General features: G+C 70.9%; 26 protein-coding genes. 12 read left to right on the plus strand and 14 right to left on the minus strand.

Annotation, left to right across the window (positions count from 1 at the left end; translation table 11 throughout):
* Positions 1–44 precede the first annotated feature (44 nt).
* The 3 genes from AC07DC_RS22095 (at position 45) to AC07DC_RS22105 (ending at position 2481) form a co-directional block, all read left to right on the plus strand.
* Entirely contained in the window at positions 45–1022 is a 978-nt protein-coding gene (locus AC07DC_RS22095) for an ABC transporter substrate-binding protein (protein ID WP_478916131.1), read from the plus strand.
* Positions 1023–1204: 182 nt separating this feature from the next.
* Entirely contained in the window at positions 1205–2236 is a 1032-nt protein-coding gene (locus AC07DC_RS22100) for a LacI family DNA-binding transcriptional regulator (protein ID WP_478916132.1), read from the plus strand.
* Between the two features lie 8 nt (positions 2237–2244).
* Complete coding sequence (locus AC07DC_RS22105) at positions 2245–2481, plus strand: hypothetical protein (protein ID WP_478916133.1); 237 nt, start codon at positions 2245–2247, stop codon at positions 2479–2481.
* Between the two features lie 56 nt (positions 2482–2537).
* On the opposite strand, the gene AC07DC_RS22110 is transcribed toward AC07DC_RS22105, so the two are convergent.
* Positions 2538–2831, minus strand: coding sequence for a hypothetical protein (locus AC07DC_RS22110; RefSeq protein WP_478916134.1), 294 nt, complete (start codon positions 2829–2831; stop codon positions 2538–2540).
* A 144-nt stretch (positions 2832–2975) separates the two neighbouring features.
* Positions 2976–3686, minus strand: coding sequence for a DUF4386 domain-containing protein (locus tag AC07DC_RS22115; RefSeq protein ID WP_478916135.1), 711 nt, complete (start codon positions 3684–3686; stop codon positions 2976–2978).
* Between the two features lie 208 nt (positions 3687–3894).
* Between AC07DC_RS22115 and AC07DC_RS22120 the strand changes: the two genes are divergently transcribed.
* Positions 3895–5145 carry a sensor histidine kinase gene (locus AC07DC_RS22120; protein ID WP_478916136.1) on the plus strand — a complete coding sequence of 417 codons (1251 nt, stop codon included), beginning with the start codon at positions 3895–3897 and terminating at the stop codon, positions 5143–5145.
* Positions 5142–5840, plus strand: a complete 699-nt coding sequence (locus tag AC07DC_RS22125; protein ID WP_478916137.1) for a response regulator transcription factor — start codon at positions 5142–5144, stop codon at positions 5838–5840. Before AC07DC_RS22120 ends, AC07DC_RS22125 begins: the two co-directional genes overlap by 4 nt.
* Here AC07DC_RS22125 and AC07DC_RS22130 read toward each other — a convergent pair.
* The 4 genes from AC07DC_RS22130 to AC07DC_RS22145 form a co-directional block, all read right to left on the minus strand.
* Positions 5822–6199 (minus strand): hypothetical protein, encoded by a 378-nt coding sequence (locus AC07DC_RS22130; RefSeq protein ID WP_478916138.1) that lies wholly within the window; start codon positions 6197–6199, stop codon positions 5822–5824. The two genes, AC07DC_RS22125 and AC07DC_RS22130, sit on opposite strands and share 19 nt — an antisense overlap.
* A gap of 103 nt (positions 6200–6302) precedes the next feature.
* Positions 6303–7319: a hypothetical protein gene (locus AC07DC_RS22135; RefSeq protein ID WP_478916139.1), complete on the minus strand. Its 1017-nt coding sequence runs from the start codon at positions 7317–7319 to the stop codon at positions 6303–6305.
* A complete protein-coding gene (locus tag AC07DC_RS22140; protein ID WP_478916140.1) occupies positions 7316–8245 on the minus strand; it encodes an ABC transporter ATP-binding protein in 930 nt (309 codons plus the stop codon). Before AC07DC_RS22140 ends, AC07DC_RS22135 begins: the two co-directional genes overlap by 4 nt.
* Entirely contained in the window at positions 8242–8670 is a 429-nt protein-coding gene (locus tag AC07DC_RS22145; protein ID WP_478916141.1) for a GntR family transcriptional regulator, read from the minus strand. The genes AC07DC_RS22140 and AC07DC_RS22145 overlap by 4 nt, the downstream gene beginning before the upstream one ends.
* 252 nt (positions 8671–8922) lie before the next feature.
* Here AC07DC_RS22145 and AC07DC_RS22150 point away from each other — a divergent pair, with 252 nt between their 5' ends.
* Positions 8923–9654, plus strand: a complete 732-nt coding sequence (locus AC07DC_RS22150; protein ID WP_478916142.1) for a M15 family metallopeptidase — start codon at positions 8923–8925, stop codon at positions 9652–9654.
* 28 nt (positions 9655–9682) lie between these two features.
* Here the strand turns inward: AC07DC_RS22150 and AC07DC_RS22155 are convergent, their stop codons facing one another.
* From AC07DC_RS22155 to AC07DC_RS22165, 3 genes are read right to left on the minus strand one after another with little or no spacing between them, the layout of a single operon-like run.
* The gene (locus AC07DC_RS22155) at positions 9683–10648 is read right to left on the minus strand and encodes a winged helix-turn-helix transcriptional regulator (RefSeq protein WP_478916144.1); all 966 of its coding nucleotides are present in this window, start codon (positions 10646–10648) and stop codon (positions 9683–9685) included.
* 15 nt (positions 10649–10663) lie between these two features.
* Positions 10664–12145 carry a carotenoid oxygenase family protein gene (locus AC07DC_RS22160; protein ID WP_478916145.1) on the minus strand — a complete coding sequence of 494 codons (1482 nt, stop codon included), beginning with the start codon at positions 12143–12145 and terminating at the stop codon, positions 10664–10666.
* A complete protein-coding gene (locus AC07DC_RS22165; protein WP_478916146.1) occupies positions 12135–13373 on the minus strand; it encodes an acetyl-CoA acetyltransferase in 1239 nt (412 codons plus the stop codon). The genes AC07DC_RS22160 and AC07DC_RS22165 overlap by 11 nt, the downstream gene beginning before the upstream one ends.
* Positions 13374–13429: 56 nt before the next feature.
* On the opposite strand from AC07DC_RS22165, the gene AC07DC_RS22170 reads away from it, so the two are divergent.
* A complete protein-coding gene (locus tag AC07DC_RS22170) occupies positions 13430–14605 on the plus strand; it encodes an acetyl-CoA C-acyltransferase (protein ID WP_478916147.1) in 1176 nt (391 codons plus the stop codon).
* Between the two features lie 38 nt (positions 14606–14643).
* Here the strand turns inward: AC07DC_RS22170 and AC07DC_RS22175 are convergent, their stop codons facing one another.
* A complete protein-coding gene (locus tag AC07DC_RS22175) occupies positions 14644–16380 on the minus strand; it encodes a class I adenylate-forming enzyme family protein (RefSeq protein ID WP_478916148.1) in 1737 nt (578 codons plus the stop codon).
* 46 nt (positions 16381–16426) lie between these two features.
* Entirely contained in the window at positions 16427–17386 is a 960-nt protein-coding gene (locus AC07DC_RS22180; protein WP_478916149.1) for an LLM class F420-dependent oxidoreductase, read from the minus strand.
* 207 nt (positions 17387–17593) lie between these two features.
* Between AC07DC_RS22180 and AC07DC_RS22185 the strand changes: the two genes are divergently transcribed.
* The 4 genes from AC07DC_RS22185 (at position 17594) to AC07DC_RS22200 (ending at position 19942) form a co-directional block, all read left to right on the plus strand.
* Entirely contained in the window at positions 17594–18208 is a 615-nt protein-coding gene (locus AC07DC_RS22185) for a hypothetical protein (RefSeq protein ID WP_478916150.1), read from the plus strand.
* A gap of 98 nt (positions 18209–18306) precedes the next feature.
* The gene (locus AC07DC_RS22190; protein ID WP_478916151.1) at positions 18307–18726 is read left to right on the plus strand and encodes a hypothetical protein; all 420 of its coding nucleotides are present in this window, start codon (positions 18307–18309) and stop codon (positions 18724–18726) included.
* Positions 18727–18728: 2 nt separating this feature from the next.
* A complete protein-coding gene (locus AC07DC_RS22195) occupies positions 18729–18974 on the plus strand; it encodes a helix-turn-helix transcriptional regulator (protein WP_478916152.1) in 246 nt (81 codons plus the stop codon).
* Positions 18971–19942, plus strand: a complete 972-nt coding sequence (locus AC07DC_RS22200; RefSeq protein WP_478916153.1) for an NAD(P)-dependent alcohol dehydrogenase — start codon at positions 18971–18973, stop codon at positions 19940–19942. The genes AC07DC_RS22195 and AC07DC_RS22200 overlap by 4 nt, the downstream gene beginning before the upstream one ends.
* 21 nt (positions 19943–19963) lie before the next feature.
* On the opposite strand, the gene AC07DC_RS22205 is transcribed toward AC07DC_RS22200, so the two are convergent.
* Positions 19964–20371 (minus strand): DUF3224 domain-containing protein, encoded by a 408-nt coding sequence (locus AC07DC_RS22205; protein ID WP_478916154.1) that lies wholly within the window; start codon positions 20369–20371, stop codon positions 19964–19966.
* Between the two features lie 184 nt (positions 20372–20555).
* On the opposite strand from AC07DC_RS22205, the gene AC07DC_RS22210 reads away from it, so the two are divergent.
* The gene (locus AC07DC_RS22210) at positions 20556–20945 is read left to right on the plus strand and encodes a VOC family protein (protein ID WP_478916155.1); all 390 of its coding nucleotides are present in this window, start codon (positions 20556–20558) and stop codon (positions 20943–20945) included.
* A 258-nt stretch (positions 20946–21203) separates the two neighbouring features.
* Here the strand turns inward: AC07DC_RS22210 and glgC are convergent, their stop codons facing one another.
* On the minus strand, positions 21204–22406 hold the full coding sequence (gene glgC / locus AC07DC_RS22215; protein ID WP_478916413.1) for a glucose-1-phosphate adenylyltransferase: 1203 nt from the start codon (positions 22404–22406) through the stop codon (positions 21204–21206).
* Positions 22407–22463: 57 nt separating this feature from the next.
* The gene (glgA, locus tag AC07DC_RS22220; RefSeq protein WP_478916157.1) at positions 22464–23657 is read right to left on the minus strand and encodes a glycogen synthase; all 1194 of its coding nucleotides are present in this window, start codon (positions 23655–23657) and stop codon (positions 22464–22466) included.
* Between the last annotated feature and the right edge of the window lie 279 nt (positions 23658–23936).

Raw genomic sequence — 23936 nt, forward strand, 5'->3', positions numbered from 1 at the left:
CCGCACTCCCCGTCGGGCCGCACCCTCACAGAAGGATCTCCGCCATGCACAGAGCCACGAAGTTCGCCGGATGCTGCGCGGTGCTGGCCGTGTTGGCCACCACCGCCGGCTGCAGCAGCGACGACAACGGGTCAGGTTCCGGGAAGAAGACCATCCAGCTGATCACCGGAGTCAAGAGCGACCCGTTCTACATCACCATGGCGTGCGCCGCCCAGGCCGAGGCCGCCAAGGTCGGCGTCGACCTCAAGACGAACGGTTCGGCGCAGTGGGACGTCGCGGTGCAGCGGCCGATCATCGACTCGGTCGCCGCCACCCACCCGGACGGCCTGCTGATATCCCCGGTGGACAGCACCGCGTTGACGCCCTCGCTCCAGCAGATCCAGGGCGCGGGCACCAAGGTCGTGCTCGTGGACACCTCGGTCACCGAGTCCTCGGTCGGTGTCTCCCGGATCTCCTCCGACAACGAGGCCGGCGGCAAGGCCGCGGCGAAGGCCCTCGCCCAACTGATGGGTGACAAGGGCTCGGCCATCGTGATCAGTGTCAAGCCCGGTGTCTCCACCACCGACGCCCGGATCAAGGGCTTCACCGAGGAGATGCAGAGCAGCCACCCCGGGATCACGCTCCTTCCCGTGCTGTACGACAACGACCTGCCGGCCACGGCCGCGTCGCAGATCCAGGCGACCCTCGCCGCGCACCCCGACCTCGGCGGCGTCTTCGCCGGCAACACCAACACCGCCCAGGGCGTCTCCACCGGACTGCAGGCCGCCGGTAAGCAGGGCAAGGTCAAGGTCGCCGCGTTCGACGCGGAACCCGACGAGATCACGGCACTCAAGAACGGCACCCTGGACGTCCTGGTCGCCCAGGACCCGGGCGGCATCGGCACCCAGGGCGTCGATCAGGCGCTGGCCGCGATCCAGGGCAAGAAGGTGACCGCGCAGATCGGCACTCCCATGGTCGCCATCACCAAGCAGAACATGACCGACCCCAACATCACCAAGTACTTCTACAAGTCCGCCTGCTGACCCTCGGGCCGGTGGCGGGACCAGGCGATCACCCGGTCCCGCCACCGGTCCCGGCGGCTTGGGTGGGTAACGTTGGCGCCGCCGGTGCCCGGACCGCACGCGGGGAGTGCGGAGGGTCCCGCCGGCCATCAACCACGCGTCGGATTCCGGCACCGCACCGGAACCCGTCGATGAGGAGGCCCGTGAAGCGCCCGACGATGAAGGACGTGGCCCGCGCCGCGGGAGTCAGTCCCATGACGGTCTCCCGTGTCATATCCGGCGAGTCGGCTGTGTCCCCGGACACCACGGCCCGAGTCGAGCAGGCGGTGCGGAAGCTGGGGTACCAGCGCAACGACAACGCCAGGAACCTGCGGTCGAAGAACCTGGGGACGTCCACCATCGGGCTGGTGGTGGACGATCTGGCGAACCCGTTCTACGCCCTGATGGCGCGGTCGGTGGAGGACGAGGCGCACCGGCGCGGCTATCTGGTCCTGGTCGGCAGCACCAACGACGAGCCGCGCCGCGAGCAGGAGGTCGTCGCGGCGTTCTGTGCCCGGCAGGTCGACGGGCTGATCCTCGTCCCGACCATCGGCAGCCACGCATTCCTCAAGCAGCCCATGGAGGGCGGCACCCGGGTGGTCTGTGTCGACCGCCCCGCCAAGGGCCTGGCGGTCGACACCGTCACCGTCGACAACCGCGCCGGCGCGAACCGGGCCGTCACCCATCTCCTCGACCACGGGCACACCCGGATCGCCTACCTCGGCGACCGGTTCGGCATCTGGACCCAGCGCGAGCGCTACGCCGGCTATCTCGAAGCCCTCGCGGCCCGGGGTGTGACGGAGGATCCCGAACTGGTCCGGCACGAACTGCGTTCCCGGCCCGACGCGGCCGCGGCGCTGGCGGAGCTGCGCGCCCTGCGCCACCCGCCGACCGCGCTGTTCACCAGCAACGACCTGATCACCATCGGCGTCATGGACGGTCTCGGCCAGGCCGAGGGCGGCCTCTTCGACCGGATCGCGATCGTCGGCTTCGACGACTTCCCGCTGGCCGAACGGCTGAGCCCGCCGCTGACCGTGGTGAGCCAGGACCCGGTGGCGCTCGGCGGCACCGCGGCCAACCTGCTCTTCTCCCGGATCGAGGGCGACCGTTCGGCGCCGCGCTCGGTGATCCTGCTGACCCGTTTCATCGTCCGCGGCTCCGGCGAGACACCCGCGGCCGGGGTCCGTCCGGTCTGACGTACCGGGTGCGGGCCGCCCCTCAGCGAGGTACGGCCCGCACCGGTCCACCGCCGGGCCCCCACGCCGACACCCCGGCCCTGGCCGCCGCCTGCCGGGCCGGGGCGACCGCCGCCGACGCCGTGCTGCAACTGGCCTTCAGGACCGATCCGCTCGGTGATCCCGCCATGCTCGCCTCGGCCAAGCGGATCGTGACGTTCTACCTCTCCGACGTGGTCACCGATCCGGCGTACCGGCGCGCCTGACACCGTTGGCTCTCCCGCGGCGGGCCTGCGCGGTTCCCCGGACCGGACGGTCGGCGTCACCGTTCCCTACGGGCCCGCACGACGCGCGCGTGGCCCGCGTCGGCCACCTTGATCAGTTCGGCGCCGTGCGCGCCGTCCAGTTGGCCGCGCCTGGCGTACCACCGCAGCGGACGCAGCGGGTTCGGCGCCCGCCACCAGAACACCTCGGGGACGATCACCCCGACCGTGCTGGTGACGATCACGACGGCGGCGGTGACGAGCAGTCCCGCCGTGCCGTGTCCGAGGCCGGCGAACGCGGTCGGCGTTCCGGCGACCGCGCCCGACGCGGCGCGCATGAGACGGGCGTTCACCGGGACCACCGCCTGCGCGGTGCGAACGAGCTGCGAACACCGGCGCCGCGTCGCGGTGCCGTCTCCGTCTCCGTACGGATCACCGACCAGGAACTCCTGGCCTGTCCGCATCAGTTGCCGCGGCCCCGCCAAGGGAACGGTAGGTCAGACCCTGGCCGGCTCGGTGGTCAAGGACTCCATCGCGGAGGGACGGAACCCCTTGGCCACGAGCCAGACCGCCAAGGTCATCTCATAGACGAACACCGGGAGCGCGCAAACGGTCCCCCACAGGGAGATCTGTTCGTAGACACCGAATATCACCAGCACCGCCGAGCCGAAGATCAGCGGGCCGCCGACGAGCCCCAGGACCGCGATGAACCGCGGAACCAATCCCGACCGGTACAGGAACCAGCCCATCATCAGCGTGCTCGGGCCCAGCGCCAGGTTGGGTCCGAACAGGAACGTCCAGTCGTGCTGCGCCACCAGCAACCTGCTCGCGGTCAGATACGACGCGGCGTCGGGTGATTCCGCTCGCGCGAACTCCTGGCCCAGCGTCACCACCGACAGGAGGCTGATGATCCCGAGAATGATGATCGCGGCCTCGAGCAGCCGGAAGCAGACGTAGCCGAGGGCCACGGTTTCGTTGCGTCGCCTCACGATGGGAAACATGAGAATCGAGATGCCGATGACCGAGAACACGCACACCAGCTCGAGCAGTGCGCCCGACGCCACTCTGGACACCTGCGCGGACCCCTCGGTGACGTATCCGGAGTGATCCAGTATCGGTGCGTACTGCAGAAGGCCGACTATGGACGTCACCGCCGCCAGGATGAACAGAACCCCCGTGGCTGTGGCCGTCCGTCTGTGCGTACTCATGTTTGCGCTCCCTTAGGTGTGCCGATGATCGAACGTGCCGGCGGGCGCTGCGTCAGCCCTGCCGCGGCCGTTTCCCGTGGTGGCCACACTGCTGGTCGCCCGCGCCGAAAACCTCCCCTCCCGGTCGGAAGGGCCTCCACCCTGGGGTGGAGACGAACCGAGCCTTCCGGGGGGTCTGCCGCCACCGACGGCCACCTACTCTGAGCCCATGACCACACCACCACCCCCGCCGGGGCGACAGGCAGAGGTGCCTTCGCCCTTCGCCGTCCGGGCACCGGTCTGGCGCTACGTGCTCGCGGCGGGCCTCGGGGCCGTCGCCTGGATCGTGCATGCCGCCGTGCTGCTGTCCGAGCCGCTGAGCCGGGCGCGGGCGGACCGCGTGGGCACGGCGCTCGTCCTGGACCTCGTCCTCGGCGCGGTGGCGCTGGCGCTGTTGACCTTTCGGCATCGGCACCCGACGGCCGTCGCCTGCCTGGTGGTCGCCGCGGCTCCGCTGTCGGTCTCCGGCCTGGGGGCGATGACGCTGGCCGTCGTCTCGATGGCGACCCACCGGCGGCGGGGGTGGATCGTCGTGGTGGGAGCTCTCGCGGCGGTCGGCGGGGTCGTGTCCGCGGGCCTGTACCGTCCATGGCTCTCACCCGCCGTCGACGGCGGCACGTCCTCCGTCCTCGGCAACGTCCTGGTGCTCCTGCTGATCGTCGCGGCCGCCGTGGCCACGGGGTACTACGCCGCGGCCCGCCGCGAACTGCTCGCGGCACTGCACGAGCGGGCGGTGACCGCCGAGCGGGAGCGGGCCCTCGCCTCGGGCGCGGCCCGCGATGCCGAACGGACCCGGATCGCCCGGGAGATGCACGATGACCTGGCGCACCGGATTTCCCTGGTGGCCCTGCACGCCGGGGCGCTGACGTTCCGCGAGGACCTCAGCCGGGCCGAGACGGCCGCCACCGCCCAGACCATCCAGTCCAACGCACAGCTGGCGCTCGTCGAACTGCGGCAGGTGCTGGGCGTCCTGCGGTCCGGCCAGCCGGCCGGCGGCGCGGAGCGGTCACAGCCGACGCTCGCCGAGCTGCCGGCGCTGCTGGCCGATGCCCGGGAGGCTGGTTCCGTCGTCCGGCTCGACACCTCGGGCCTGCCCGAGGGCGCCGGACCCGACCTGTCCGGCATCACCGGGACGCTGTCGCTCACGTCGTTCCGGGTCGTACAGGAAGCCCTCACCAACGCCCGCAAGCACGCCCCGGGTGCACCGGTCGCCGTGCGGCTGGCCGGGACGCCCGGAGGGCAGCTTCGGATAGAGGTCCGCAATCCGGTCGGGCTCCCGGTCGGCGCGCCGCTGCCCTCGGCCGGGGTGGGTCTCGCGGGTCTCGGAGAGCGCGCGGAACTCGCGGGCGGCGTGCTGGAGTTCGGCGTCGAGGAGGACGGGGACTTCGCCGTCCGGGCGAGGCTGCCGTGGCCGGCGTGAGCACGGTCCGGATCCGGGTGCTGATCGTCGACGACGATCCGCTGGTGCGCGCCGGTCTGCGGATGATCCTGGGCGGAGCCCCGGACCTGGAACTGGTCGGCGAGGCGGCCGACGGGCAGGAGGCGCTCGACCTGGTCGCCCGCGAGCTGCCCGATGTCGTCCTGATGGACATCCGCATGCCGCGGATGGACGGGCTGGCCGCCACACGGCGGCTGCGGGAGCTGGGGACCGCCGCCCGGATCGTCATCCTGACCACCTTCGACACCGACGAGATGGTCCTGACGGCGCTGCGGCACGGAGCGGTGGGGTTCCTGCTCAAGGACACCCCACCGGCCGAGCTGGTCCTCGCGGTCCGGCGGGTCGCCGGCGGCGAGCCGAGCCTGTCCGCCGGCGTGACCACCCGCCTCATCGCCGCCGTCACCGCGTCGCCGGACACCTCACGGCGTCGCGCCGCGCTCGCCCTGCTGGATCGGCTGACAGCCCGCGAACGGGAGGTGGCGATCGCGGTCAGCGAGGGTCTGACGAACTCGGAGATCGCCGCCTCGCTCTACATGGGCGTGGCCACCGTCAAGACGCACGTCGGCAGCGTGTTCGCCAAGCTGGAGGTCTCCAACCGGGTCCAGGTCGCCCGCTGCGTGCACGACGCCGGAACCGGAGCCGCTTCAAGCGGGACCGGTCAGGGCTCGTGCGTGTAGAACACGAAGTACGTGGCCGCCACCGCCACGATCCCGAAGGCGAGGCCCATGCCGGTGGCCCGCCAGACGCTGACACCGGTGAGGCTGTGCAGGAAGCCCATCGAGCAGCCGGTCAGTACCCCGTAGGCGGCGGCGCGCAACTCGCGCGGCAGCGCCTTCTGCCACCTGCCGAGCGCGAAGCACAGCCCCGCCACGACCAGGCCGGACACCACACCGAGCACCACCTGGCCAACGGTGAGCTGCCCGCCCGCGCGCAGGATGAATGCCGCGTAGAAGCCGTAGATCACGCCCAGCGTCACGGGCAGTGCCAGCCCGAGCGCGCCGTGACGCCGTACCGGCACCGTAGAGGAGACGGCCATGACGGAACTCCTTCCGCTGTCTCCTTCCAGGGCACACCCGCGGGTGCCGCACGGCAAGTGGATCTACGGCGCAGCAGCAGGAGCCCGCAAGCAGCGGCACGTCTCAGACGGCCGCGCGCTGCAGCCGGCGGAACGTGAAGACCACCAGAGCCGCCGTGGCGAGCAGCAGGAGACCGGACTCGATGAGCTGGATCGGCATGAAGTGCGAGACCGGGTGATACTCGCCGTAGAGGGTGCGGGACGCCTGGCACGCACGGTCGTCCCCGCACTGGCGGAACGGGATCTTCGAGCCGTCCGGCAGCACCGTTCCGTTCGACACCAGCCAGGCCCCTGCCGGCTGCTGGAAGAAGTCCCCGCCACTTCCCCCGATCTGTGTCTCGTGGACGAGGGGATGCAGATGGGGACGCAGCGCGTGAAGAGCCAATTCGACGGCCGCCAGCGCCACGCCGGTTACCGCCATGGCCGGCAGCGTGCGGCGCAGCAGCATCCCCGCCACGGTTCCCAGGGCGAGCGCGAACAGCGCCGTGGCGACCGCGACCGGACCGATCACCGGGTAGGTGACCGCCGCGAACGGTGAGTCGAACGAGAAGGACCTCCGGTATCCGTCCGTCAGCCAGAACCAGCCGGCCAGACCGGCCAGGGTCCCGGAAACGAGCAGGACGATCAGACCTGCGCCGCCCAGCCGGACGGCGAGCCAGCGGCCGCGCGACACCGACTGCGTCCAGATGAGCCGGAGCGTGCCGTGCTCGTACTCCTGGGCCAGCAGCGGGGCGCCGAGGAACAGGCCGATCAGCAGCGGGAGCACCGCAAGGGCCGGCTGGACGATCGTCGTGAAGCGTTCCGTGTGCGAATGCAGTCCGTCGATCAGCTCAAGGCAATCCGGCCTCCTGCCCCACGAGGCCGGTTCGGTGCATCCGGCACGCCGCATCTGGTCCATACCGTCAGAGATGGTGAGGTGTTCCGCCAGCAGCCATCCCGCGCCGAGCGCCACCACGGCCAGGCCGAGCCAGACGGCGCCCCGGTTCTGCCGCCAGACAAGCCAGATCAGACCGTGGAGTCGTCCGGTGGCCTGCGGCCGCCGCACTGCCGTGGCCGTTCCGCCGAGGGTGTCCGTCGTCATGACGTCACCGCCGCTTCGAGGACACGCGCGCTGTCGGTGGACATCGGCGGTGCCTGCGGTGAGCGCAGATAGCCGAGGAGCAGTTCCTCCAGGCTGGGTTCGCTGCTCTGCCACCTGCCGGAGACCGGTCCTTCGGGACGGATCAGTGCGGTGATCTGGCGTCCGCTGTGCCGCGTTTCGACGACGGTGTGCACGGCCATCTCCGGCGGTACGCCGGTTCCGGTGTGGGCGCCGACCAGGATCCGGTGTGCTTCCACGATCTCCTCCACCTCACCCGCCAGTCGCACCCGGCCGGCGTCGACCAGCAGCAGGAAGTCGATGACGCCCTCCAGTTCGGTGAGGATGTGCGAGGACATCACGATGGTGGTGGTGTGCTCGGCGGCTTCCGACATCAGCGTGCCCATGAGCTGGTGGCGGGCGAGCGGGTCCATGTCCGACATCGGTTCGTCGAGCAGCAGCAGCTCGGGGCGCTTGCCCAGCGCCAACGCCAGTGCGACGCGGGTGCGTTGCCCGCCGGAGAGCGATCCGATGCGCGTTCCGGACTTGAGGTCGCCCTGGTCGACGATGCGCTGGGCGCGGTCCTGGTCCCAGCCCGGATTCAGCTCGCGGCCCATGCGCAGCGTCTCCGCGATCGTGAAGCGCGGGTAGAGCGGCTTGTTCTGGCCGACGAACGCCAGCCGGTGGCGCTGCTCCGGGTCGTCCGCGGGACGGCCGAACGTCCGGATGGTGCCGGCGGTCGGTCGCAACACTCCTGCGGCCAGGGCGAGCAGTGTGCTCTTGCCCGCTCCGTTGGGGCCCACCATGCCGCACACCCGGCCTGCCGGGATCCGGAAGGCGCACTCCCGCAGCGCCCACTCCCGTCGGTAACCCATGCCCAGCCCGGCCGCCTCCACGGCGGCCGGCCCGTCTTCTTCCGGATCCTTCATGCGTCCCCCTCGGTGTTCTGTGCGGGTGCGTCCGGGGCGACCCCGGTCCCGTAGCGCTGTTCCAGCACGGAGGTCACCAGTGCGGTGACGTCCTCGCGTTCCAGTCCGGCCGCGCGCGCCCGGTCCACCCAGCCGACCAGTTCGGCGCGCAGCGGGCCGTCCGCCTCCGCCCCGGGCCTGGCGAGCGAGCGCCGGACGAAGGTGCCCAGCCCTGGGCGGGGTTCGACCAGCCCCTCACGGTCGAGTTCGCGGTAGGCCTTGAGAACCGTGTTGGGGTTGATCGCGGTGGCTTCGACGACCTCCCGTGCGGTGGGGAGTTTGTCGCCCGGCTGCAGCAGGCCCAGCCGCAGTGCCTGCTTGGTCTGCAGGATGATCTGCTGGTACGTGGACACGCCGCTGCCGCGGTCGATGCGGTACTCGATCATGCCCGCATCACCCTTTCACTAGTTCAGTAGTGGAATAGTGTTGCAAACGGCTCCGCACGTCAACTGCCCGGCGCCCGGCCCGATCGGTGACCGCCCCCACCGGGACTCGACGTGGAGTGCGGTCGGCGCAAGGCGCGGCCCGGCCGTCGGCGCTGGGCCGTTCGGGTCGCCGCGGTTCGGTGGCGTGCGCCGCATGGGCGACCCGGCTACCGCAGCCGATTGGCCGGGGCCCTCCCTGGTACCCCTTCTCCCATGCGTCCTCCCCGCAGCACGGCCCGCCGGTTCGGGGCGCTGGCGCTGGCCGCCGTCCTGCTCGGCGGGTGGCCCCAGGCGGCGGCGTCCGCCCCGCGCCCCGGCGACTCCTCCGGTCCCGCCGCGTCAGCTCCGGGTGCAGAGCCCGAAGCGCTGGAACCGGCCCTCGACGCCACAGTCGAGGCCGCGCCCGCGGAGAAGCTGGTCGACACCTATCGCGCAGGCTGCCCGGTGGGGCCGGACGATCTGCGGCTGATCCGGATGAACTACTGGGGCTACGACGGGGCGGTCCATCCCGGCGAACTGATCGTCCACAAGGACGTCGTCGATCCCGTGGTGGAGGTCTTCACCAAGATGTTCGCCGCGCGTTTTCCGATCGCGCGGATGCAGGTGATGGCCGACTTCCACGGCGACGACGAGGCCGCGATGCGGGCCGACAACACCTCGGCCTTCAACTGCCGCCAGGTCACCGGGGACCCAGGTACGGAGTCGCAGCACTCCTACGGCGACGCCATCGACATCAACACCGTCGAGAATCCCTATGTCGACATCAATGGCCAGGTCCACCCCAGCGACGCCGCAGGGTTCCTGGATCGCACGCAGTCCGTACCGGGGATGATCAAGCCGGGCGATGTCGTCCACAGCGCCATGCAGGCCATCGGCTGGCAGTGGGGCGGCCGCTGGGAGAACCCCGACTACCAGCACTTCTCCCGGAACGGCCGCAGCCTGTGACCGGTGCGGACCAGTTCGGCGGACCCGCTCACCGGGCCCGGGCCGGGACGGACGTGGCCGGTTCCTCGCCCACGACCTGTACGTCGCTGTCGCGCAGCACCTGACCGCATCCGTCGCAGACCAGGAGCGGTACGAAGTCCGCGCCGCAGCCGAGGTGGGTGGAGAGCAGGGCCGGGCCCTCGGGGGCCCGGAACCAGTTCTGTCCCCAGTCGATCAGCGTCATCACGACCGGGAAGAAGGCGCGGCCCTTCGCGGTCAGCCGGTACGACCCGCGGCCCGGTTCGCCCGGCAGGGCCTCCAGCACGCCCAGCGAGCAGAAGGTCCGCAGCCGGTCGGCCACCATCGCCGGCGGGGCGCCGAGCCGCTGTTGGAACTCGCCGAACCGGTGCGCGCCGAGGAACGCCGCGCCGAGCAGCCCGACCGACCAGCGGTTGCCGATCAGGGACATGGTCTCGGGGAAGAGCCCCGCGCCGCCCTCCGCGCCCGCGGTGCTGCGCCGCCGGGTGGCGCCCGACGGGATGGAGCGTCCCGCGGCCCCGCTCGGGCCGAGCCGGCTGCTCACCTCGCGCGGGCGCACCGGCTGCGCGCAACCGCCGCACACCATGACCGGCTCCATGTGCCGTCCGCAGCCGCGGTGCCGCATCCACGGCAGCCGCTCGCTGTGGGCGTCGACCCAGCGGTACTCCCAGCCCCAGACGGAGACCAGCACCGGCCAGATCTCCCGCCCGCGCGGGGTGAGCGGATACTCGTAGCGGACCGGTCGCTGCTGGTACGCGCCGCGCGCCAGCAGCCCCATGTCGGTCAGCCGGGCGAGCCGGGCGGTCAGCACCGCGTTCGAGATCGGCATCCGGTCGTGCCAGTCCTGGAACCGGCGGACGCCCTGCAGCGCGTACCGGAGGATGAGCAGCGTCCACTCGTCGCCGAGCAGGCCGAGCGCCACCGCGATCGCGTTCTGCCCGCCGGGCGGCAGTTGGGTCGGTGCGCTGTCGTCCACTCGGCTCCCTCCGCGCTACAGGGTGGTCTTCCCGTCGTGCCAGCCCGGCAGCGAGGAGCCGGCCGCCCACGTCGAGTGGGTGCCGCTGGAGATCCGTTCCGGCAGCCGCACCCGGGCGATCGGCCCGTCGGTGAGGCGTGCGGCGTCGAAGACGAGGCACTCGGAACGATCGGCGTTCATGTCGGTCGTCAGCGTAACAAGGTAGCCGTCGTCCTCCCCGGTCGCGCCGGGTCGCGGGGCCATCGCGGTCTCGCTGCCGTACACCCCGTCGGGCAGCGCGTACCGCTCCTCGCGCCCGGTGTGCAGATCGTGCTTGACGATGCCGTCGAAGAGGAACCAGCCGGGGCGCTGGGTGGCGGCGTACGTGTACCGGTACGGCTGTCCGCCGAGGTTGGGGTTGATCATCCCGAACTCGGTGAACCGCTCGCTGAGCCGCTCCTCCTTCACCTGGCCGGTCACCAGGTTGAGCCGCCAGCGATGCAGCCGGGTCTGCATCCGCTCCAGCGCCAGGAAGCGGAACATCCGCTGGTAGACCCCTTGCCCGCGAGGATCGGCCGGCTCGGGGCAGCCCTGGTGGAAGCCGTCGATGACGATCTCGTCGCCGTCCTCGTAGGCGTTGGCGAAATGCAGGACGTACGTCGGATCGGCCTCGAACCAGCGGACCTCGGTGCCGTACCGGGGGAGGACGCCGAAACGGCTCGGCAGGTCGGGGTGGAAGCGGGAGGCGTACTTGCCCTGGGCGATCAGGGCCGGGTCCCAGAAGAGCGGGAAGTCGTTGAGGATCGCGTAGTTCTCGGTGAACGCCATGTCGTGCGGCAGCCGCGGGCCGGGCAACGGGACGTCGGTGAGGTGCTTGAGCCGGTTGTCCGGGCCGACGACCCCGTAGCGCAGATAGGGCGCTTCGGTGGCGTAGCTGAAGAAGAGCAGTTCACCCGTCCGGTCGTCGACCTTGGTGTGCGCGGAGACGCCCCAGTCGGGTGCCCAGGGCGATTTGCCGATGGTCTCCAGGGTGAGCGGGTCCAGCCGGTAGAGGTCGCCGCACTGCCAGAAGCTGCTCAGCGCCTGCCCGGCGTGGACCACGATGTCGGTGCTGGAGGCGTCCTTCATCCGGGTGCGCGCGCCCCAGCCGTCGGCGCGCAGCGACAGCGCGGGCCGCTCGGCGATGCCCGCCCAGAGGGCCTGGCCCGCCTCCTGCTCGGCGGTGAAACCGTCGGTGCGCACGAAGCGGTTGCGGTAGAAGGCCTTTCCGTCCCGGAAGCCCACCACATGGATCATGCCGTCGCCGTCGAAGGGGTGGTAGAGCGAGATCGCGGGGTGCACGGGGTTCTCGGTGTTGCGCAGATAGACGCCTTCGAGGTCGGCCGGTATCTCACCGGTCACCTCCAGATCGTCCGCCCGCCACTCGGTGGTCTGCGGCCGCCAGGGCCCGGTGCGGTACGGGTGGTCGTCGTCCGCCGGCAGAGTCGACAGGGCGCGCCCGACGATCTCAACGTCCATGGGTTTCCTCCCCTTCCACGACGAAGCCGACCGTGGTGGTCGTGCTCCCGCCGATGTTGAGTGTGGCGAAGCGCCGCGCTCCCTCGACCTGGAAGCCGCCGGCCCGGCCGGTGACCTGAAGGCTCGCGTCGAGCAGCATCCGTACACCGGTGGCGCCCACCGGGTGGCCGCCGCCGATCAGTCCGCCGCTCGGATTGACCGGAACGCGGCCGCCGATCTCCAGGTCGCCGTTCTCGACGGCCTGCCAGCTCTGTCCTGGCGCGGTGATACCGCAGTGGTCGATCGCCATGTACTCGGACATGGCGAAGCAGTCGTGCGTCTCCAGCCCGTCGACCTGGTCGATGCCGCCGATTCCGGCGCGGCCGAAGGCGTCGAGCATCGTCTGCCGCACATGCGGAAGGACATACGGGTCGGCTGCGCTGCGATCGGTCTTCTGTTGCAGGGGCAGTCCGGCCGTGCGGTGTCCCCACCCGGCGATCCGGGCCGGGTTCCGCGGGCGGCGGGCGGTCGGCGAGTGGTCGGCGAGCCAGCGGTCCGAGACCAGGACGACACCCGCGCCGCCGTCGGTCATCTGGCTGCACTCCTGGCGGCGCACCCGGCCCTCGATGACGGGATTGGCGTGGTCGTCCGCGGTGAAACTCGCCTCGGTGAGTTTCCAGTCGCGGGTCTGCGCCTTGGGGTTGGCGCGCCCGTTGCGGTAGTTCAGCTCGGCGATCGCCCGCAGGTGGGCGTCGTCCAGGCCGTACCGCGCCGCGTACTCGTCGGCCAGCGCGGAGAACATGTACGGCCACATGAAGGTCGCGTCCTGGCCCTCGTGCCCGGTCCAGGCCGCCGCGCCCAGGTGCCGGGCCGCCTCGTCGCCCGGCACGGTCTTCTCCAGCTCCACGCCGATGACGAGCGCGCAGTCGTAGCGGCCCGACTCCAGATCGGCCATGGCGGAGAGGATCGCGATCCCGCCGGAGGCGCAGGCCGCCTCATGGCGCGAGGCGGGCACGCCCCACAGCCGGTCCTCGACGGTCGCGGGCATGCCGCCGAGCTGGCCCTGACCGGTGAAGAGCTGTCCGAATGCGTTGCCGACGTGGATGACGCCGATGTCCTCGGGCTCCACTTCCGCGTCCCGCAGCGTCCCGTCGACCACCTCCCGTACGAGATCGGAGAACTCCAGCCCGGCCCGTGCCCAGTTGCGGGCGAAATCCGTCTGATGGCCGCCCAGCACCCATGTGTTCATCCGTCACCTCCGATGCGATGCTACAACTAACAGAGTTACTCGAGAAGGGGACCGCGATGGACGACGTCTACGTGCTCGACTACGTACGCACCCCACGGGGCAAGGGCTCCCGGCGCGGCGCGCTGCACGGCATCAGTCCCGTCGAGCTCACCGTCGGCCTGCAACACGCCCTCACCGCACGGGGTCTGGATCCCGCGCTGGTCGAGGACGTCGTCATCGGCACTGCGTCCCAGGTGGACGAGCAGGGCGCCGACCTCGCACGGACCGCGACGTTGCTCGCCGGCTGGGGCGACGGCGTTCCGGGCGGGACCGTCAACCGCTTCTGCGCCTCGGGCATCGACGCGGTCGCCCAGACCGCGGCCCGGATCCGGGCGGGGGACCTGCGGACCGCCGTCGCCGGTGGGGTGGAGAGCACGTCCCGGGTCCCGATGTTCAGCGACCGCGGCCCGCTGTTCTGCGACCCGGAGACCATCCGGCGGGTGGGATCGGTCCACATGGGCATCGCCGCCGACCTCAACGCGACCCTCGACGGCTGGACCCGCGCCGAACTCGACACGTACGGGCTGGAGACCCAGCGCAAGGCGGCTGCCGCGTGGGAGGCCGGGCACTTCGACGCGAGCGTGATCCCGACCGGCGGCCTGAAGCACGACGAACTGATCCGCCCGGCCACCACGCCGGAGTCCCTGGCCGCGCTGGAACCCGCGTTCGCGGTGCTCGGGGCGGAGGGACAGGACGCTCTCGCGCTCGCCGCCCACCCCGAGGCCGGCCGGATCGAGCACCTGCACACCGTCGGCACGTCACCGGCCCTCGCCGACGGCGCCGCCCTGCTCCTGCTGGGCGGAGCGGACTCGGGACGGCGCCCCCGCGCCCGTATCGTCGCCTCCGCCACCGCGGCCACCGACCCGGTGATCATGCTGACGGCCGGGCAGACCGCCGTGGAGCGGGTCATCGCCAAGGCCGGCCTGCGCCCCGCCGACATCGACGTCTTCGAGTTCGCCGAGGCGTTCGCCGCACTCTGTCTGCGGTTCCGCCGCGATCTCGGCGCGGGGCCCGACCGGCTCAACCCCAACGGCGGGACCATCGCGATGGGCCACGCGTTCGGCGCCACCGGAGCCATCATGGTCGGCGGATGCGTCGAGGAACTGGAGCGCCGTGCGGGCCGGTACGGCGTCGCCGCGGTCAGCGGCGCCGCCGGCCTCGGCGTGGCCGTCCTGCTGGAACGCGTTCCGTAGCGAGGGCGGCCGGCCAACGTCACCGCCACCGCCACCGGTCAGAGGCTGTCGCGCAACACCCGCTTGAGCACCTTGCCGACGGGGTTGCGCGGCAGCTCGTCGCGCAGCTCCAGCCGCTCCGGCAGCTTGTACGAGGCGATGTGCCGCTCCTTGAGATAGCCGACGAGATCGTCCAGCACCAGCGGGGACCGGGCGACCACCACGGCGCAGGCCTTCTCACCCAGCACGTCGTCGGGGTAGCCGACGACCGCGACCTCGGCCACCGCGGGATGCCCGGCGATGAGCTGTTCCAGCTCCGCCGGGGCGATGTTCATCCCGCCGCGGATCACCACGTCCTTGGCCCGGTCCACGTACTTGAGGAACTGGCCGCGGTCGCCCGCGATCTCGAAGACGTCGCCGGTCATGAGGTAACCCCGGTCGTCGAACGGGCTCGGAAGGTCGGTGCCACGCAGATAGCCCGCGAAGACCTGCGGGCTCTTGATCCGCAACTCCCCCGGCCGGCCCGGCTCCTCGATGTCCGCGCCCGTGGCGGCATCGACGATCCGTACCTTCGTCCAGCGGGCGCCACGGGTGGACCACTCGACGCCGGGCACGCCGTACCGGGGGAAGAAGCGCGCCCGCTCCTCCGGATCCGGCACGTCGTACGGGTCGGTGAGCATTCCCGTGCCCTCGTTCGACCCGAAGAAGTTGATGACGCCGATCCCGTACCGCTCCTGCCAGCCCCGGACCATCGCCGGGGAGAGCGGCGCCGAGCCCGAGCCGATCCGGGTGAGCGAGGAGATGTCGGTGCTCGCGAGGAGTTCGTCCCGGGCGAGCAGCATGGTCAGCAGAGCCGGGGGCGCGACCGTGTAGGTGACGCGCTCCTCGGCGATCTGCCGCAGGAACACCGGAAGATCGAACGGATGGTGCTGGACGAGTACACATCCGATCCTGAGCCACGGCAGGAACAGGCCGGCGAAGCCCGCCATGTTGACCATCGGAAAGGGATTGAGCAGCACGTCCTGCGCGGTCATCCTCGGCGCTTCCAGACACGTCCAGGCGATGGCCAGCCAGTCGTTGTGGCAGCGGGGCACTCCCTTCGGAGTGCTCTCGGTCCCCGAGGTCCAGCAGATGGTGACGCAGTCGTTCGGATCGACGGGGTGCTCGCGGGTGTACGCCGCGACGTCGGCCGGATCGTACGGCAACCGCAGTTCGGCGTCGAGCAATATCGTCCCGTCCGGAGCCTGATGGCCGACCCCGTCGGCCCCGTCGGCCCCGTCGGACGCGCCGTACGCCCCGTACGCGAACAGCAGCCGCAGCTGCGGGAGCCGGCCCCGCAGAGCGTCGACCTCGGCGGCGATCTCCCGCTCGCCGACCCGTACCGCCGTGATGAACGCCGTGAACTCCGCCAGCCCGCCCAGCTGCACCGTCTCGTGCTCGCGGTACTGCACCGGCAGCGGGGAGACGATCACGCCGATCCGCCAGCAGGCGAGATAGACGCAGACCAACTCGACGATGTTGGGCAGTTGGACGCCCACCACGTCGCCCTGACCGACGCCGTGCCGCAGCAGCACGGCCGCGAACCGGTCCACGTCCGCGTCGAGTTCGGCCCAGCTCAGCCGGCGCGCCGGCATCCCCACCAGATCCGCCTTGTTCAACGGGTCGACGAGCGCGAGCCTGCCCGGGTGCTGTCGCACGCGCTCACGCAGCAACGAGTCCGTGGTCTCGCCGTCCCACCAGCCCGCCGCGGTGTACTCGGCGACCCGTTCGGCCGGATGAAGTCTCCGTGCCCCCATGATGTCTCTCCCCTCCACCGATCGGACGGTCCGCCCGTGCGCCGGGCTACCGGTCCCGCAACAGCGCGAGCGTCCGCTCGCCTCCCGGGTCGGCGTCGGTACTCGACGCGACGACCGCGACCTCGTCCACCCCTGCCGCCGCGTACTGCGCGAGCCTGGCCCGTACCGCTCCCAGGTCGCCGACCAGCCCGACCGCGGCGGTCAGTTCGGCCGGCACCGCCGCGAGCAGATCTCGCGGATGCGGCCGTGACCGCGCGAACTCCACGACCTCCTCGAAGCCCGCGTCGATGAACATCTCGGCGTAGCCGGGCGCCGCTAGATAGCCGACCACTCCCCGCCGCAGTTGTTCCACCGCTTCCGGGGACGGGTCGACGGCGGCCGTCACCCAGGCGGCCACCCGCGGCGACGGGCGTCCCAGCGCCTCGGCCTCCGCCCGCATCCCCGCGACCAGTTTCGCCGCCGAGTCCGGAGTGAGGAGGTTCAACACCATCCGGTCGGCGAACGCGGCCGCCGTGCGGACCGCCGCGGGGCCGAAGGCGGCCACCGTCAACTCCGACTTGGGTGCCGGCAGCCGCAGCCGGTAGCCGCTGGTCCGCACGATCTCGCCCGCCGAGGTGGTCCTGTCCCCGTCCAGCAGCCCGCGCAGCGCCGTCGCCGACTCCCGCAGCGCCACGCCGCTGCGCCGGTGCGAACGGCCGTGCCACTGCTCGACGACGACCGGGCTGGAACTGCCGATGGCCACATCGACCCGCCGCCCGGTGAGCGTGGCAACCGAGGCGACCCCGCGGGCGATCGTCATGGGGTCCCGTACGGCGAGCGGGCCGACGGTCAGCGGGATGCTCCGGGTACCCAGCCCGACGGCGGTCGCGAGGGCGAACACGTCGTACGTGGCCATCTCGCCGAGCCACAGCTCCTCGTACCCGTTCCGCTCGGCGGAGACCGCGGTCAGCAGCGCCTCCTCCGGCGGCCGGTCCTGCCAATAGCCCAGCGACACCGACAACTTCACGCGCTTCAGCCTCCCCGACCGCAGCCCACGAACCCCACGAATCCACGATACGCCGACGCTACAATAAGCAGAGTTACTAGGCCACCCTCCCCGCAGCACAGAAGCACCGCGCGCGGCCGCGCGTGATCGCTCGCAGCCGCCGGACAACCATCGGGCCCCGCGGGCCGTCCTACTCGGCATCACTCCCTGAGGACCGAGGCCGCCACCATGCCCTTCGCCCGCGCGACCGCGACGACCCTGCTGACCGCGGCCCTGCTTTTGGCCGCCGCCCCGTACGCCCTCGCGGACTCCGACATGTCGATCTCCGTCGACCCGTCCTCCAGCCGCCAGCGGGGCCGGGAGACCACGTTCACCGTCGCCGTTTCCGAGTCGGACCTGAGCCACGGCAAGGGGACGTTCACCCTCCAGTCCCGCGCCTTCGTCAAACCGGTCACGGTCACGAAGGGCCAGTTCCACGACGGCAAGGGCGGTCAGCTGTACGCGAAGGCCATGGGCATGGTGCTCTGCGACATCGAACCCGGTCCCTACACCGTGGAGTTGAAGGACGGAGCCGGCGACCAGGCCGTGGCCGCCCTGACGTTGACGGTGGTGCCCGAGATGGACCCCGGGAACCAGTCGTTCTGCGACGACCCGTCGACCGGCTACGACTCCGTCGCCGACAAGACGAGCGAGGCCGCGGCCGACGACAACGTGGGGCATGACGGTATCGGCGTCGGCACCGTCGTCGCCGGCGGAGTGGGCATCGGCCTCATCAGCTCCCTCGCGACCGGCTTCGCCATCACCCGATGGCAGCGGCGGCCCGGGCGGCGCCCCCAGGTCTGACGCACCGAACGTATCGCAGGGGCGGTCACGCCAGTCCCGGCCGCGATCCGATGTAAAGAATCATAGACATCGTGTCAGCTCTGCCATACATTCATGCCATGTCATACGACGAGAAGAACGCCTGGGTCTACGCCCTGGTCGCGATCGGCGGCTACGCGGGCTACCTCGCGGTCGTCCTCGGCAGGGCGCAGGGCGTCCCGCTCACCACGGTCGCCTACGTCATGCCGATGATCCTGGCCATCAGTGCCGCGACCGCCGCATCGATCGTGGGCCACATCGTGATCGCCGCCGCCTGGCCCAAGGAGGCCGGCAGGACCGACCAGCGGGACAAGGAGATCCATCGGCACGGCGAGTACGTCGGCGGAATCGTCCTCGCCGTGGGCGTCGTCGTGCCGCTCGGGCTGGCGATGGCGGAGATCGACTACTTCTGGATCGCCAATGCGATCTACCTGGCGTTCGTCCTGTCCGCGCTCTGCGGAACCACGGTGAAGCTCGTCGCCTACCGGCGGGGGCTCTAGCCGTGGGAAAGCCGACCAAGGTCACCAATGACATCCGGCGCCTGCGGTTCGTGAACGCCGAGATGACCCAGGCGGACCTCGCGGACCGCATCGGCGTCACCCGCCAGACCGTCATCGCCATCGAGCAGGGCCGCTACTCGCCCTCACTCGAAATGGCGTTCCAGATCGCACGGGCCTTCAAGGTGCCGCTCGGCGAGGTCTTCCAGTATCCCGACAACGATCCGGACGACGAAGGAGCTACACCATGAAGGCGGTTGTCCAGGACACCTACGGATCGGCCGATGTCCTGAAGCTCATGGACATCGACCCACCCACGGTCGGCGACGACGAGGTGCGGCTGCGCGTGCACGCCGCGAGCGCCCAGATCGGGGACTGGCATGTCATGACCGGCCTGCCGTACCTGATCCGGCTCTTCGGCTACGGAGTGCGCAGACCCACGGCCCGCGTCCGCGGCACCGATGTCGCGGGGAGCGTCGAAGAGGTCGGCGCGAACGTGACCCGGTTCCGGCCGGGCGACGAGGTCTTCGGCACCTGCGACGGCGCCTTCGCCGAGTATGCGTGCGCCCGGCAGGACCGCATCACGGCCAGGCCGGCGCAGCTCACCGCCGAACAGGCCGCGACCGTACCCACCTCCGCGGTCGCCGCACTGCAGGGACTTCGCGACCAGGGTCGGCTCCAACCGGGACAGCGGGTCCTGGTCATCGGCGCCGGAGGAGGCGTGGGGACGTTCGCGGTGCAGCTGGCGAAGGCGCTCGGAGCGCACGTCACCGGTGTGTGCAGCACCACCAAGGTCGACCTGGTCCGATCGATCGGAGCGGACGACGTCATCGACTACACGCTCGACGACTTCACGGACGGGCCGCGGCGGTACGACCTCATCCTCGACACCGCGGGCAACCGCCCCCTGTCGCTCCTGCGGCGCGCTCTCACCCCCACGGGAACTCTCGTCATCGTCGGAGCCGAGGGCGACGGACGGTGGCTGCAGGGCTCGGACCGCCAGCTCCGGGCGATGCTGCTCTCCCCGTTCCTGCGCCAGAAACTGCGCGGGCTGATGTCCGTGCAGCGCGAGGAGGATCTGCGGTTCCTGGCGGAGCTCGTCGAGGCCGGCAAACTCACTCCGGTCATCGACAGGACGTACCCACTGAGCGAGATTCCCGATGCCATGCGCTATCTGAAGGAGGGGCACACCCGCGGCAAGGTCGTCATCACCGTCTGAACCGCGCTCGGCGACCGGAGTTCAGCCGATCTCGTACTCGAACCAGATCCGGTGCGTGCCGTCCTCGTCGACCGCCATTCCGCCGGCACCGGAGATCCCGGTGAGGTCGCCGGTACCGCTGGAGGGCACGATGGTGAAGAACTCCGCGGTGCGGGTGGTACCGGTCGTCGTCGCCGAGTGGGCGAAGTTGAAGGCCCCGTCCCGGCCGTTCAGAGAGCCTTCGAAGGACTCCATCGCCACGTAGGTGCCGACTCCGGTCGTCTGGTCGAACGCGGCGGTGAACAGGGTCGCGGCGCGGCCGACGATCTCCCCCTCGAAGCGCTTCTCCATCGTCGCGACACCCACCGGCACCCCGGTGGTCACGGCCGGGTTCGGCGCCAGTTCGGTCGGGACGAAGGTTTCCACGCTGAAGGTTCCGGCGGCTCTCATGGACACGACCTTAGAGGCTCGACCCCGACCCGGGCCGGAGGACACCGGAAGTGATCGGAGGGCACCGGGCGCCCATGACAGCTGCGCCGACGCTGCTTAGGATGAGAGCAAGACATCGCACGTCAGTCACCGGCCGGGTGAGGCGCGGAGGTGTCTGTGAGGTGCCTTTTGGAGGCATTCCACTGTGTCAGTCGAGTTGAACCACACCATCATTTTCGCCCGCGACAACCGGGCGTCCGCCGAATTCCTCGCCAACATCCTGGGGTTGAAGGCCGGAGCGCAGTGGGGACCCTTCGTTCCCGTCGAGACCAGCAACGGCGTCACCCTGGACTTCGCGAGCGTGGGCCAGGAGAAGATCGCCGCCCAGCACTACGCCTTCCTGGTGTCCGAGGAGGAGTTCACCGCGAGCTTCGACCGCATCCAGCAGGCCGGGCTCACGTACTACGCCGACCCCGGCCTGAAGAAGCCGGGCGAGATCAACCACAACGACGGCGGTCGCGGCGTGTACTTCCTCGATCCGGACGGCCACGGCATGGAGCTCATCACCCGCCCGTACGGCAGCGGCGGCAAGTAGCCGCCGCGACATGACCGGGTAGGACCGCGGCCGGGCCCGCCATGGCGGCGGACCCGGCCGCGGTGCGCGTCACACGGAGAAGCCGCTCCGATTCCGGTGTGACGCAGACCACGCCGAACGAAGAGGTTTGGTTTCGGTGGGTCCGGGAAGCCGAGTGTTCAGAGGCCCCCTTACCTCGCAGTCCCGGCCCGGCCAGCAATCCCCCCCTGCTGGCCGGGCCGAGCTGCGTCCGCCGCCGTCCGGCGAGTTCCGCGCAGGTCAGGAGGGCACCCACTGGCCCTTGCCCAGGGCCACTATCCCCGCGGCGGAGACGGTGAAGTGCCGGGCGTCGTGTTCGTGGTTCACCCCGATCGTGGCTCCGGCCGGGACGACCACGTTCTTGTCGAGGATCGCGCGGCGGACGACGGCGCCGCGGCCGACCCGTACGCCTTCCAGCAGGACGGACTCCTGCACGACGGCGCCCTGTTCCACGATCACGCCGGGGGCCAGGACGGAACCGGTGACCTGGCCGCTGATGATGCACCCCGTGCTGACCATCGACTCGCCGGCGATCCCGCCGGCGACGAACTTCGCCGGCGGCCGCTGGGCCTGGTTGGTGAAGATGGGCCACTGCCGGTTGTAGAGGTTGAAGACGGGTCGGATCGATATCAGGTCCATGTGCGCTTCGTAGTAAGCGTCGAGTGTTCCCACGTCACGCCAGTAACCGTGGTCCCGCTCCGTCTCACCCGGCACTTCGTTGTCGTCGAAGTCGTAGACCTGCGCCTGACCGCGCTCGGTGAGCAGCGGGAGAATGCTGCCGCCCATGTCGTGCACGGAGTTCTCGTCCTCGGCGTCGTGCTGGAGCGCGTCGATGAGGACCTTGGTGGAGAAGATGTAGTTGCCCATCGAGGCGAAGACCCGGTCCGGGTCGTCCGCCAGGCCGGGCGGATCGGCGGGCTTCTCCAGGAAACCGTCGATGCGCGAGCTGCGGTCCGCCGTGGTGATGACGCCGAAGGCGGACGCCTGCTCGCGCGGCACGCGTATGCCGGCGACCGTCACGCCCGCGCCGGCCTCGATGTGGCGGTCGAGCATCTGCCGCGGATCCATGCGGTAGACGTGGTCGGCGCCGAACACCACGATGTAGTCGGGCTGCTCGTCGTACACGAGGTTGAGCGACTGGTAGATGGCATCGGCGCTGCCAAGGTACCAGCGGGGGCCGAGACGTTGCTGCGCCGGGACGGGTGTGACGTAATCGCCCAGCAGGCCGGTCATCCGCCAGGTGGTCGACACATGCCGGTCCAGGGAGTGCGACTTGTACTGCGTGAGCACGCAGATGCGGTGGATTCCGCCGTTCACCAGGTTCGACAGAACGAAGTCCACCAGCCGGTAGACCCCGCCGAATGGCACCGCGGGCTTGGCCCGGTCCGCGGTCAGCGGCATCAGCCGCTTGCCTTCGCCCCCTGCGAGGACGATGCCCAGCACGTTCGGTCGTCCGCTCACCCTGACCCCCTTCGTCTCCGGCTGCCCGCTGGCAGCCGGTCACTCCAGTACCGACTCGTAGACCTCCACGGTCCTGCGCGCCACCGCGTCCCAGCCGAATTCCCTGACGGCCCGCTCCCGCCCCGCCTCCCCCATCGCCCGTGCGCGGGGGGCGTCGGTGACGACCTCGTTGACTGCGGCTGCCAGCGCGGCCTCGAAACCGCGCGGATCGGCCTCCTCGTAGGGCACCAGCAGCCCCGTACGGCCGTCCTCCACCACCTCCGGGATGCCTCCGACGGCCGAGGCGACCACGGCCGTGCCGCAGGCCATGGCCTCCAGATTGACGATGCCCAGCGGTTCGTAGACCGACGGGCAGACGAACACCGCCGCGTGCGCGAGGAGTTGGACGACATCGGGGCGCGGCAGCATCTGCGGGATCCACACCACATCGCCGCGGCGTTCTTGCAGCTCGGTCACCAGGGAGCGGAACTCGGCGTCCAGCTCCGGGGTGTCGGGCGAGCCCGCGCAGAGCACGACCTGCGTGCCGGGGGCGAACTCGCGCGCCGCGCGCACCAGGTGCGGTACGCCCTTCTGCCGGGTGATGCGGCCGACGAACAGTACGTACGGCCGGGCTGGGTCGATACCGAGGCGCTCCAGGACGTCGACCTGCGGGTCGGGCCGGTACAGGGCGGTGTCGATGCCGTTGTGCACCACGTGGACCCGGTCGGGATCCACGCTCGGGTAGCAGGCGAGCACGTCGGCGCACATACCGTGGGACACCGCGATCACCGCGTCCGCCGCCTCGGCGGCAGTGCGTTCGGCCCAGCAGGAAACGGCGTAGCCGCCGCCCAGTTGCTCCGCCTTCCAGGGGCGCAGCGGCTCCAGGGAGTGGGCGGTCATCACATGCGGGATGCCGTGCAGCAGTTTGGCGAGATGGCCCGCCATGTTGGCGTACCAGGTGTGCGAGTGGGCGAGGTCGATGTCCGTGACGGCGGCCGCGATGGCCAGGTCCACCGACAGGGTCCGGAGCGCGCTGTTGGCCCCGTCCAGTCCGGCCGCCGCACTGTGCCGGACGAGGCCGGAGGCCCTGTCCGCGACGTCGTCCGCTCCCTCGACCGCGGTGCCTGCGGCGCTCCAGCTGTGGACGGTGAGATCGACGAGCCCGCGCAGTTCACGGGCGAGGAACTCGGCGTGCACTCCGGCTCCGCCGTACACGTCCGGTGGATACTCGCGCGTCAACAGCCCGACCTTCACCGTGTCCCACCTCTCCGCCGATCACCCGGTGTGCCGGGCGTTGCCGTCCCGGCCCGCTCCACTCCGGCATCGGCGGGGCCGGCCCGGGATGCGCGATCGGTGCAGGCCTCGTAGCCCTCTTCTGTACCGGATCGTCAGGCGGCAAACGTCGCGGGGCCCGACTCCTGCCCGCCCAGGGCAATCCACCGACACCGCGCGGTCAGTGGCGGGCGACCGGCGGCGGGCGGCTTGTCCCGCGACACGGCAATGGTCCGGTGGCCCATGGAGTGCGCCCTCTCG

This window comes from Streptomyces sp. NPDC045021, from assembly GCF_056432645.1.